The organism is Streptococcus danieliae (genome assembly GCF_025447695.1).
Taxonomy (GTDB): domain Bacteria; phylum Bacillota; class Bacilli; order Lactobacillales; family Streptococcaceae; genus Streptococcus; species Streptococcus danieliae.
Map to the genome: position 1 here is coordinate 1 of NZ_JAOBSU010000061.1, position 10799 is coordinate 10799.

A 10799-nucleotide genomic window follows, 5' to 3' on the forward strand; every position below is an offset into this window, starting at 1 on the left:
AATGATTAGCTAGAAATGTGGTTAAATCTGTGATAAACTGGGTCATGGGAATAAATCTTTCTAGTAGTATTTTTGGTATAACTCTACTATACAGGATTTATTCCTTTTTTGCGTTTACACAAGATATTGTACACTCTCCATTTATATATAAATTTGGATTCAAAATAAACAAATTGGATTTTGAAATTAGATTCAAAAAATTTAATAATCAAATCGAAGGTTATTTTGGATACGTGAACATTGAAGTATTCCGAAATATCTATTAGCATCCGATAAGCATTTGAGTGATATTTCATATAAGTTTCTCTCGATGGTCGTTGTTTGTATTTTTTCAAATAATCACCTACTTCCAGATAGAGTCATCTTTAATTAAATTACGAGCAGTCTGCATCATGCCTGCAAGAGCTTTATTGAATCTTTCCCTCTCTTCTTCGGACATTCCTTCTGTTTCCTTACGGAACATGACAAGTGCTTGCTGCTCTTCTTTTTCGATGAAATCGTCTGAAAAATCTTTTCTAGCTTGATTCAGTTTCATAGTTTCGTAACTTTCACGCCCGAGTAGATAATCGACAGATGTATCGAGATATTCTGCAACTTTTTCAAGCGGTTCGCTATTAGGTTTTGATTTAGCCCACTTAGAGATGGAACCGTTGGATAAGTCGAGTTTGCGCTCTAACTCAGCAATACTCATGTGCCTATCAGATACAAGCTCTTTAATTAATTCATATGTGTTCATATGTAGACCTCTCAGAAAAAAATCTAAGAAAATCAGAAATAATTCTATTTTTATACTTGACAATAGAATTTGTTCTATGTTACTATAATACTGTACTTGACCGGTACGCAATAAATATAATACTGCAGAACTGATAAAAGTTTATTTTTATCATCTGATTTTCTTGTACCCTTATAATAGAACTATTTCTATTAAATGTCAAGGGCAATAGAAATAAAATGCAGAATTTTTTCTAAGAAAGGAGGTTGAATATGATTTACGATAAGATTAAAGCTCTTGCTGCTGAAAGAGGAATCTCGATCTATCGAATTGAACGAGACTTAGGCATTAGCAATGGGGTAATCAGCAAATGGAACATGAGCAAACCCGTGGTACATACCCTAAAACTAGTTGCTGACTATTTAAAAGTTCCATTAGAAAAATTATTAGAGGAAGAGACATGATTATTTTAAAAATAATAACGTTGATCGTTCAACTAATCACGCTTATTGTTTTAATTCTTACTATTCTGGAACGGAGAAAATAATGAACGAAATTTTTAATTTTAAAGGACAGGAAGTTCGAACAGTAACCATTGATAACGAGCCATATTTCGTCGGTAAAGATGTAGCAGGTATTCTTGGATATACAAATCCGCAGAAAGCTTTACGTGACCATATCGACGAAGAGGATAAGACGGTGAACGAATTGTTCAGCGTTAATGGAACGAGGGGGGTTCTTATCAATGAGAGTGGACTTTACTCACTTGTTTTAAAGTCCAAACTACCGCAAGCCAAAGAATTTAAGCGTTGGGTTACTTCAGAAGTTCTACCTGCTATCCGTAAGCATGGGATGTATGCCATTGATGATATTTTAGAAAACCCAGACATGGCAATCGCAGCACTTCAAAAGCTAAAGGAAGAGCGTCAACTGAGATTGAAGGCTCAAGAAGAAGTGGCACAACAGAACCAGATTATCCATGAACTGCAACCAAAAGCGACTTATTACGATTTGATCTTGCAAAGTGAATCTTTGGTAGCTATTTCAGTTATTGCTAAAGATTACGGCATGAGTGCTAGGAAGTTGAATGGTTTACTCCATGAGTTAAAAGTTCAATTCAAGCAAGGCCAGACCTGGTTGCTTTACCAGAAATATGCTAGCAAGGGTTACACTCAATCAAAAACACATACGATTGATGCAGAACGTAGCCGAATGCATACTTACTGGACTCAAAAAGGTCGCCTATTCATTTATGATTTATTGAAAAATAAAAAAGGCATCTTGCCTTTGATTGAACGGGATGATGCCGCTTAACGAAAAAAGCCCCTACGAACGACAATTCGTCAGGAGCTCAAGAAAAATAAACTAGTTTAATTATATCACAGAAAGGAGATTGATATGAATATCCTTAGTGAAGAATTTGAGGAAAGCTTAAAAATAGCTGTTCGAACGCAATTTAAGGAGTCTTTTACTGAGTTTCTAGAGCATGAGTCTAGTGATAAAGGGTGGCTATCTTTAGAAAGTGCTGCTAAACATGCAGATTGTAGCTCAAACACAATCCGAAAATGGATACGTATGGGATTAAACCTTTATCAGATTGATGGTACAAAACGAGTAAAGAAAGCAGAATTAGATGAGTTTATTGAATCTCACGTAGTTATCTGAAGGAGACAAACATGATCACAACAATTTCACTAATGATTAACGTCGCAGCTATTGCACTTCTTGCACTAAATCTGCGAAAGAAAAAAACTCAGATTAAAGTTTCAGAAGTTCGTGAGCGTCCCGCTGGATTCATTGATTACAAGACTGGTCGGCGCGTGGATATTAATCAAGCAACTAGAAAAGAAGAGTTTGTGAATTAGGAGGAGAAATAATGACACAAGCTGAACGAATTAGAGAATTTTATCGGGATAATCCGACAGTAAAAGCCAAGGAAGCTGCTGAGAAGTTAGGCATTTCCTATAGTTCCGTCAAGGCTTATATCTGTAAGGATATTAAAGCGGGTCGGTGTTTGAAGCTATCTGACGGTTCTCTTGATTACAGTAATTATTTCAAGGTATCAGAAGAAGTCGGAAGTTTGAAGGAAAGGCAGAACGAAGTTAGGTGGGAGCTGATCGAACAGTTGCTTGAAGCGAATCATCATGAGACGGATAGTAGTGAGCTTCGAAAAAATGCCAAGGAAATCAATAGGCTGTTGAATGAGGTGACCCGTTTATGAAGGATTTATTGGAATACGCTCTTCTTTATCTGGAAGATGAGTTGGCTGTATGCGACAACAAATACTTGGAGTTGGACATAGATCTTTCTGAACATCCACAGGCTGAACTCATTCGTGACTGGGTAGTGGTAGATAACCCGAGGTTTAAAGAGGGAGTCCATGATTCTCCTCATTATCGGGCTCAGATTTCCCATGATTTGAACCGAGTTCGGGAACTGTTAGGGAGGTGATGACCTATGGAGAATTAAAAAAGACGGCATAAGGAATGCCGCCACTAATAACACACAACGATTATACCACAAAGGAGAAAAATGATGATTGAACTAACATTTAAAGGCTCTAGCTTAGCAGAAGTTTTTGAGAATATGCGTCAAGCTTTAGGAGAATCAGATAAGAAACCTACTAAGGCTGTAGAAGCGAAGGAAGAAGTCCAGGAAGATGAAACTTCGGATCAAGCTGAGAAGGTTGTGACTTTGGATGAAATCAAGACACTTGCCAAGGCCAAGATGGAGGAGGAGAAATCAAAAGCCATCAAGGCTCTATTAGCTGAATTTGGTGCAGCTAAGGTTGCAGGTCTTGAGGAAGAGGATTATGCAGCTTTCTATGAAAAACTGGAGGAACTCTAATGCCTGTAGAAACCCATGCCCTCTTGTCTGCTTCTAGTTCACATCGCTGGCTACACTGTCCAATGCTACCGAGGCTAGAAGCAGAAGTTCCGAACAGGAACACGGTCTATACTCAGGAAGGGACTTGCGCCCATGAATTATCAGAAATTAAGTTGATGTATAAGTCTGGCTTGATCAAGAAGCGAGAGTTCAACAAGAAAATCAAGGATTTTAAAGCAAATGCTGCCTTCTACGATGAAGAAATGGAGGAAATGACAGAACTCTACACTGACATTGTCATGGAACATTTTAACTCCTATGAGAGTGCTAGCATTGAGCTGGAGAAACGAGTTGATTTCTCTGATTGGGTACCGAATGGTTTTGGAACTTCTGACGTGGTAATCCTAGCTGACAACACGCTTGAAATTATCGATTTGAAGTACGGTAAAGGAGTTCCTGTATCTGCCAAATTAAACCCGCAAATGAGCCTTTATGCTCTGGGTGCCTATGCGGCTTATGATCTGGTTTATGACTTTGACAAGATTAAGATGACCATTGTCCAACCTCGGCTGGACTCAGTCAGTACAGTTGAAGTTTTTGTAGATGAATTACTCTACTGGGCAGATAACTATGTTTTACCTAGAGCTTCCCAAGCTGAAATCGGTATCGGTGATTGGGACTTGAATGAAGAAATCTTGAAATGGTCTCCTGTGGCAGCCAAGCTAGTGCCCTGGGCTCAGAAGAACTGGGAGATTATCGATCGCTATGATTTTCAAGAGCCTGTCTATCTGCCAGATGAAGCCATAAAAGAGATTCTGGACAGATCCAGCGAAATCAAGAAGTGGGTCGAGTCTGTAGAAGCCTATGCTCTCAGACAAGCCCTTGATGGTAAGGAAGTCCCTGGCTATAAGCTAGTGGAAGGCCGAAGTAATCGCAAGATTATGGATACGGCCAAGGCAGAGGAAATCCTCCACGATAACGACTTTGGAGATGAAATCTATAAGCCAAAAGAGCTTCTAGCGATGGGGGCACTAGAGAAGTTGATTGGGAAATCCACTTTCGCCGAATTATTGGCAGAGGTGATTGAGAAACCCCAAGGGAAACCAGTCCTTGTCCGGGAAAGTGATAAGCGACCAGCATTAAACAGTTTAGCGCAAGCTATTAAAGAATTTGAAGGAGAATAACTATGGCAGTAACAACACAAGCAACAACTAAAATCATCACAGGTAAAGTCCGTCTTAGCTATGTAGCCCTACTTGAACCTAAGGCTTTTGAAGGTCAGGAAGCTAAATATTCTACAGTGATTCTCATTCCAAAAGAAGATAAAGAGACTATTAAGCGTATTAAAAAGGCTCAAAAGGCAGCTTATGAAGCCGCTAAAAATGACAAGCTAAAAGGTATTAAGTGGGAGCGCGTCAAAACTACTTTGCGGGACGGTGACGAGGAAATGGATACTGAAGAACATCCAGAATATGCAGGTCATATGTTCATGTCAGTATCTAGCAAGACGAGGCCGCAAATCATCGATAAGTACAAAAAACCAGTTGATTCAGAAGACGAAGTGTATTCCGGAGTCTATGCTCGTGTCTCTCTTAATGCTTTTGCTTACAACTCCATGGGAAACAAGGGAATCTCTTGCGGTTTGAATAATGTTCAGATTTTAGCGAAAGGAGATTACCTCGGAGGACGTTCATCAGCCGATGCGGACTTTGATGAGTGGGAAGAAGATGAAGATGATGACGATATCTTGTAAGAGGTAGGTCTATGCACTATCTCAACATAGATATTGAAACTTATTCCTCGAATGATATTAAGGACGGCGTCTACAAGTATGTGGACGCTCCTGATTTCGAGGTATTGCTGTTTGCCTACTCCTTGGACGGTTCTCCAGTCGAGTGTCTTGACTTGACCAAGGAAGCTTTGCCAAAGGATATTCAAGAGGCTCTTCTTTCAAGTGATGTTCAGAAATCAGCCTTTAACGCTCAGTTTGAACGAGTTTGTCTCAGTAAGCATTTAGGAGTTCCCTATTACTTAGACCCTAGCCAGTGGCGCTGCACCATGGTACACGCCCAGGAACTAGGTTTACCTGCCAGTCTTGAACGGTGTGCTAGCTATCTCAGTCTATCCCAAGAAAAGGATGCTGCAGGTAAGAATCTTATCAAGTATTTCTCGGTGCCTTGTAAGCCGACGAAAGCCAATGACGGAAGAACTAGGAATCTTCCTAAGCATGATCCTGAAAAATGGCAGAAATTTATTGACTACTGCATTCAGGACGTTGTTGTTGAAATGGCTATTGCTGAACGACTGTCCGTTTTGCCTGTTGCTGAAAGAGAATGGGATTACTACTCTGCAGACCAGCGAATCAATGACAGAGGTGTTGCCTTAGATAGTGAACTGGTAGCTTCGGCTCTTTATTGTAAGGATGTCAAGATGGAGATGCTCTTTGATGAGCTGAAATCCACAACAGGTCTTGCCAATCCAAACAGTAGGGCGCAACTGCTGCCCTGGCTAAAAAGTCACGGCTACTCTGCTGAAGGTTTAACTAAGGCAGATGTTAAGAAAGAGTTAAAGACAGCTACAGGAGAGTTGAGACGTGTTCTGGAGTTGAAACAAGAAACTGCAATGTCTAGCCTCAAGAAATACGAGGCTATGGAGCGGGCACTGTGTTCTGATGGGCGTGTCCATGGGCTTCTACAGTTTTATGGGGCATCCAGGACAGGTCGCTGGGCAGGACGTGTGGTCCAAGTTCAAAATCTTGCTAGAAACTATCTCAAGGATTTGGATGATGCCAGAAACTTTGTCAAAGCTCGAGATATTGACGCAGTGGAGATTCTCTACGACAGCTTGAACGATACTTTGAAGCAATTGGTTCGGACTGCTTTTGTGGCAGCAGGGGATCAGGAATTTTATGTTTCTGACTTTTCAGCCATTGAAGCCCGAGTCATTGCTTGGTATGCAGGAGAGCAGTGGAGGCTCGACGTATTTCAGACTCACGGTAAGATCTATGAAGCTTCAGCTAGTCAAATGTTCCATATCCCAATTGAAGATGTCGATAAAGACTTACGTCAACGAGGAAAAATTGCAGAGCTAGCCTTGGGCTATCAGGGAGGTCCTGGAGCTTTGAAAGCCATGGGCGCCCTTGAGATGGGTGTTCCAGAAGCAGAGCTGCAAGGACTAGTGGATGATTGGCGCAGGGCTAATTCGAAGATTGTGCGTTTCTGGAAAGATGTTCAGACGGCAGCGCATAAGGCGATCCGTAGGCGTTCAACTATTCGGATGGGTCGCTTGACCTTCAAATACCGCAAAGGTTTCCTGTTAATCCAGCTACCTAGTGGGCGGCACTTAGCTTATGCTAGGGTCAAGCTGGAGGCAGGGGATTACGGCGATAAACTGACCTATGAAGGTCAGGGCGATAGAGCTTACTTTACCAGGCAGGATACCTATGGCGGAAAGCTGGTCGAGAACATCGTTCAGGCAACAGCGAGAGATATTCTAGCAGAAGCTATTTTGAGGCTAGAGGATAATGGCTATCCTGTTGTTTTCCACGTACATGATGAATGCATTGTAGAGAGCAGGGGAACAACCATTGAAGTCATCAATGACCTCATGGCTCAAAGCCCGGAATGGGCGGAAGGGCTACCTTTAAATAGCGAGGGCTACGTGACAAAATACTATATGAAGGATTGATTATGGTAGAAAAAAGAATCAGACATTCTCCTAACAAGGAGCTTCAACTATCCGTTGGAGCTTCTCGGAAAACGAAAACCTGGAAGAATATCACCATGACCTGGCAGGAGTTAGTCGATAGACTAGCTTCTCCGACGGTCACTCAAGAGACTTTCTCAGAATATCAAAAAATGACCCGAGCTGAAAAAGGGCAGGTCAAGGACGTTGGAGGTTTTGTTGGGGGTTGGCTGAAACAAGGCAAGCGCCGAAATGGGAACGTACAGAGTAGGTCACTAGTGGCCTTAGATGCGGATTCCCCATCAGAGGATTTCTTAGATAGGCTGGACTTGATGGCAGACTACGCTTATGCCCTTTACAGTACACACAGCCATAGTGCCAAAGCTCCTAAATACCGGATACTGATCCCGACAGATAGATTAATGCTTCCGGATGAATACGAACCTGTGGCCCGCTATCTGGCAAATCAGTTGGGAATGACTAACTTTGATGATACGACTTATCAAGATGTCCGATTGATGTACTGGCCTAGCCACGCTAGAGAAGCGGAGTTTGAGTTCCGTTTGAATGATGAAGTCTTTGTAAACGTTGATGATGTTCTGGCCACTTTTCCCGACTGGAGAGATTCTAGCTTTTGGCCAGAGAGTCCGACTCATACGGTTCAGAAACATCGGGAAGCTAAAAAGCAAGGAGACCCTCTATCTAAAAAGGGGCTAGTCGGTGCTTTTTGTAAGGCTTACGATATTAAGCAGGCTATTGCCGAATTCTTGCCTGAGGTTTACGTAGAGGGCTCAACGCCTGATCGCTATACCTACGTTGAAGGTTCAGCCGCAAACGGGCTGGTGCTCTATGATGATGTCTTTGCCTATAGTCACCACGGTACGGACCCTGTAGGAGATACCTTGGTCAACAGCTATGATCTCGTTCGGATTCATAAATTTGGGGAGCTAGACGCAGACGCTAAAGAGAATACCCCGACTAATAAACTCCCGTCTAGCAAGGCTATGAACGAATGGGTAGCCAAGTTACCAAGCGTAAAAGCTAGTTTACTGGAAGAAGCCATTGGAGATTTCAATGAGGATCTCCCTGTCGAAGACGATGGCTTTTGGTTAGAGATTGACGAGAGGGGAAATCCTGAAGTCAACAGCTATCTTTTAGCCCAGCAGATTTTAAGGGAAGTTCCTGTTTGGTATGACGGGTTAGAGTTTTTGAGGTATGAGGCAGAAAAAGGCATTTGGATTCCCAATGCAGAAGACTATCTTAGAAGTTACATTGCGACTAAGAAGCTAGTCAAGATTACCAAAATCAGGCATATCAATGAGACGATAGCTGCGATTAAGGCACTAGCTTTTTCAAAAGAAGCTTTTGAAGAAAGCAATGTCAATAAGATTGTATTAGCTAACGGTGTTTATGACCTACAAGAGAATAGCTTTGTCAGTCAGTTTGATCCAGACTTACATGCAAGATCCAGCCACCCCGTTGTCTATGATGGGGCAGCGGATTGCCCAACATTTGTCGGTTTCATCAAGGAAGTTGTGGGGGCTGAAAATGTAGATTTCATCTTTGAGTGGTTCGGCTACAATTTCTATCGAGAGTACACTATCCAAAAAATGTTGTTCGTCCAAGGTGTCGGAGGAACAGGGAAGTCAACTGTTATCAATATCCTACGGGCTATGGTTGGAGATGACAACTATTCAGCAGTCACGCTTCAGTATCTTATGCAAGAACGCTTTGCCAAAATCGGTCTCTATCGTAAGACTGCAAACTTTGATACGGATGCGAAACCCCAGTATTTAGCCGATGGGGCCACCTTGAAGATGTTGACGGGTGAAGATAGTATCCACGCAGACAGGAAGAATAAAGAGCCGATTACCTTTTACAACTACGCTAAACTAAGCTTTGCCATGAACGAACTACCACCGATGAGGGATTTTAGCGGAGGTCTGAAAAGGCGGATGTTGATTCTTGAGATGAATAAGGTTTTAACCAAGGAAGTCAAGGAACAGTATCCACTGGATCAGATTATGGCTGAGGTTCCAGGTATCTTCAACAGGGCCATGGGGGGGCTTCGAAAGGCATTAAGTAGACGAGATTTTAGCATCAGTAGCACTATGCGAGAAAGCGTTGAAAAATGGGAGAAGGGCAATGATGTTGTAGCCCTATTCCTGGAGGATGAGTGCGAGGTTGGAGACGGCAAGAAAGCTCCTGTCTCGGAGGTTTATCCAGAATACAGACAATACTGTATCGACTCAGGCTATAAACCTTTAGCTAGAAACTCCTTTAACCAACGTCTCAGGGAGCTACATTTTGAAAATAAGAATGTCAAAGAAAAGGGCAAGCAGGTCAAAAGTTGGATCGGATTTGCCTTAAAAAGTGAATTTTAGCGGTTACCGTTTAAGCTACCGTTTTTGAAGAAATCAAGAAGCAGTTACCAAGTTACCACTTTTGGGGAAGTTGGTAAAAATTTAAAAAGTTGGAAAAATCGGTAACTTGGTAGCCTAAAAGATTGGTTTTTGGCTAAACATCTCAAAAACGGTAGCTTTGGTATCTTTTCGGTAGCCGTGAAAAGCCTTATCACGCTTGAGTTTATAGGGGTAGGGCTACCAAGTTACCACTTTTCTCTCTTTAACTTATATATAAATAATATATAAGTAATACGTATGTAAGAAACACGTATATATAAAAAGAAAAAGTAAGTTGAAAAAAACGGTAACCCTAATTAGTAGTAATTTTGGAGGAAGGATGAAATCTGAAAAGGACATTGAAAACTATTTGAAAAGAAAGTGCACTGGATTGTGTTTGAAGTTCACTAGTCCTGGGACGATTGGGGCGCCAGATAGACTTGTCATTCTACCCCAGGGAGTATTTTTTGTGGAGGTCAAAGCTCCAGGTAAAAAACCGAGACCGAGTCAGCTAGCCTTGTTCAAGAAACTGGAGGCACTGGGGCATAGGGTCTGGGTGGTGGATTCTTACGAGTCGGTGAATAGAGCCTTGGAGGAGATGAATGAAACTACATGAGTATCAGGAATATGCCAGGGATTGGGTATTAGAGCACCCCTACTGCGGTCTGTTGCTGGATATGGGGCTTGGTAAAACTTTGACAACTCTAACAGCCATTGATGAGTTGAAAAACATATTTTGTGAGGATCATAAGATTCTGATCATAGCACCTAAGAAGGTGGCAGAGGAGACCTGGTCCACGGAAATTGAGAAGTGGGGTTTTAATTTGACCTATTCAAAAATTTTAGGGACAGCCAAACAGAGAGTAGAGGCTTTAGCCGTTGAAGCGGATCTCTATATCATCAATCGAGAGAATGTAGTCTGGTTGGTGGAGTATTTCAAGACCAAGTGGCCTTTCACATTTGTAGTTGTAGATGAGCTATCCAGCTTTAAATCCAGTAAGTCGAAGCGATTCAAAGCTTTAAGGAAAGTCAGGCCTAAGCTAGAACGATTTGTGGGTCTCACTGGAACTCCTGCACCTAATACTTAACAAAAAACAAAATCTGAATTATAATAGATAGTATGAAATTCACACAAGATCAAATTAAAGAATTAAAATCAGCTCTTAAAAATA

The 10799-nt window shown here is 41.7% G+C and carries 13 protein-coding genes and 1 pseudogene; 13 read left to right on the top strand and 1 reads right to left on the bottom strand.

Features of this window, described 5'->3' with window-relative positions; all coding sequences use genetic code 11:
• Window positions 1-343 precede the first annotated feature (343 nt).
• Entirely contained in the window at window positions 344-736 is a 393-nt protein-coding gene (locus tag N4310_RS05405) for a helix-turn-helix domain-containing protein (RefSeq protein ID WP_262092379.1), read from the bottom strand.
• Window positions 737-987: 251 nt separating this feature from the next.
• On the opposite strand from N4310_RS05405, the gene N4310_RS05410 reads away from it, so the two are divergent.
• From N4310_RS05410 to N4310_RS05470, 13 genes and pseudogenes are all read left to right on the top strand, one after another.
• A complete protein-coding gene (locus N4310_RS05410; RefSeq protein WP_262092380.1) occupies window positions 988-1179 on the top strand; it encodes a helix-turn-helix domain-containing protein in 192 nt (63 codons plus the stop codon).
• A gap of 82 nt (window positions 1180-1261) precedes the next feature.
• Entirely contained in the window at window positions 1262-2029 is a 768-nt protein-coding gene (locus N4310_RS05415) for a phage antirepressor (protein ID WP_262092381.1), read from the top strand.
• Between the two features lie 84 nt (window positions 2030-2113).
• Window positions 2114-2380 (top strand): helix-turn-helix domain-containing protein, encoded by a 267-nt coding sequence (locus N4310_RS05420; protein ID WP_262092382.1) that lies wholly within the window; start codon window positions 2114-2116, stop codon window positions 2378-2380.
• 11 nt (window positions 2381-2391) lie between these two features.
• Window positions 2392-2580 carry a hypothetical protein gene (locus tag N4310_RS05425; RefSeq protein ID WP_262092383.1) on the top strand — a complete coding sequence of 63 codons (189 nt, stop codon included), beginning with the start codon at window positions 2392-2394 and terminating at the stop codon, window positions 2578-2580.
• Between the two features lie 11 nt (window positions 2581-2591).
• A complete protein-coding gene (locus N4310_RS05430; protein ID WP_262092384.1) occupies window positions 2592-2936 on the top strand; it encodes a hypothetical protein in 345 nt (114 codons plus the stop codon).
• Window positions 2933-3166, top strand: coding sequence for a hypothetical protein (locus tag N4310_RS05435; RefSeq protein WP_262092385.1), 234 nt, complete (start codon window positions 2933-2935; stop codon window positions 3164-3166). Before N4310_RS05430 ends, N4310_RS05435 begins: the two co-directional genes overlap by 4 nt.
• Before the next feature lie 84 nt (window positions 3167-3250).
• On the top strand, window positions 3251-3562 hold the full coding sequence (locus N4310_RS05440) for a hypothetical protein (protein ID WP_262092386.1): 312 nt from the start codon (window positions 3251-3253) through the stop codon (window positions 3560-3562).
• Window positions 3562-4725 carry a DUF2800 domain-containing protein gene (locus tag N4310_RS05445; RefSeq protein ID WP_262092387.1) on the top strand — a complete coding sequence of 388 codons (1164 nt, stop codon included), beginning with the start codon at window positions 3562-3564 and terminating at the stop codon, window positions 4723-4725. Before N4310_RS05440 ends, N4310_RS05445 begins: the two co-directional genes overlap by 1 nt.
• Before the next feature lie 2 nt (window positions 4726-4727).
• The gene (locus tag N4310_RS05450; protein WP_262092388.1) at window positions 4728-5294 is read left to right on the top strand and encodes a DUF2815 family protein; all 567 of its coding nucleotides are present in this window, start codon (window positions 4728-4730) and stop codon (window positions 5292-5294) included.
• A gap of 11 nt (window positions 5295-5305) precedes the next feature.
• Window positions 5306-7228, top strand: a complete 1923-nt coding sequence (locus N4310_RS05455) for a DNA polymerase (protein WP_262092389.1) — start codon at window positions 5306-5308, stop codon at window positions 7226-7228.
• 2 nt (window positions 7229-7230) lie between these two features.
• Window positions 7231-9609: a phage/plasmid primase, P4 family gene (locus N4310_RS05460; protein ID WP_262092390.1), complete on the top strand. Its 2379-nt coding sequence runs from the start codon at window positions 7231-7233 to the stop codon at window positions 9607-9609.
• 358 nt (window positions 9610-9967) lie between these two features.
• Window positions 9968-10243, top strand: coding sequence for a VRR-NUC domain-containing protein (locus N4310_RS05465; protein WP_262092391.1), 276 nt, complete (start codon window positions 9968-9970; stop codon window positions 10241-10243).
• Window positions 10230-10712: pseudogene (locus tag N4310_RS05470) on the top strand (SNF2-related protein); the annotation flags it as partial. The gene N4310_RS05465 and the pseudogene N4310_RS05470, both read left to right, overlap by 14 nt.
• Window positions 10713-10799: the final 87 nt, after the last annotated feature.

Coding starts and splice junctions, on each gene's coding strand:
- N4310_RS05435 (WP_262092385.1), top strand. CDS start 2,933: ATGAAGGATTTATTGGAATACGCTCTTCTTTATCTGGAAGATGAGTTG.
- N4310_RS05440 (WP_262092386.1), top strand. CDS start 3,251: ATGATTGAACTAACATTTAAAGGCTCTAGCTTAGCAGAAGTTTTTGAG.
- N4310_RS05445 (WP_262092387.1), top strand. CDS start 3,562: ATGCCTGTAGAAACCCATGCCCTCTTGTCTGCTTCTAGTTCACATCGC.
- N4310_RS05415 (WP_262092381.1), top strand. CDS start 1,262: ATGAACGAAATTTTTAATTTTAAAGGACAGGAAGTTCGAACAGTAACC.
- N4310_RS05460 (WP_262092390.1), top strand. CDS start 7,231: ATGGTAGAAAAAAGAATCAGACATTCTCCTAACAAGGAGCTTCAACTA.
- N4310_RS05465 (WP_262092391.1), top strand. CDS start 9,968: ATGAAATCTGAAAAGGACATTGAAAACTATTTGAAAAGAAAGTGCACT.
- N4310_RS05430 (WP_262092384.1), top strand. CDS start 2,592: ATGACACAAGCTGAACGAATTAGAGAATTTTATCGGGATAATCCGACA.
- N4310_RS05450 (WP_262092388.1), top strand. CDS start 4,728: ATGGCAGTAACAACACAAGCAACAACTAAAATCATCACAGGTAAAGTC.
- N4310_RS05455 (WP_262092389.1), top strand. CDS start 5,306: ATGCACTATCTCAACATAGATATTGAAACTTATTCCTCGAATGATATT.
- N4310_RS05420 (WP_262092382.1), top strand. CDS start 2,114: ATGAATATCCTTAGTGAAGAATTTGAGGAAAGCTTAAAAATAGCTGTT.
- N4310_RS05405 (WP_262092379.1), bottom strand. CDS start 736: ATGAACACATATGAATTAATTAAAGAGCTTGTATCTGATAGGCACATG.
- N4310_RS05410 (WP_262092380.1), top strand. CDS start 988: ATGATTTACGATAAGATTAAAGCTCTTGCTGCTGAAAGAGGAATCTCG.
- N4310_RS05425 (WP_262092383.1), top strand. CDS start 2,392: ATGATCACAACAATTTCACTAATGATTAACGTCGCAGCTATTGCACTT.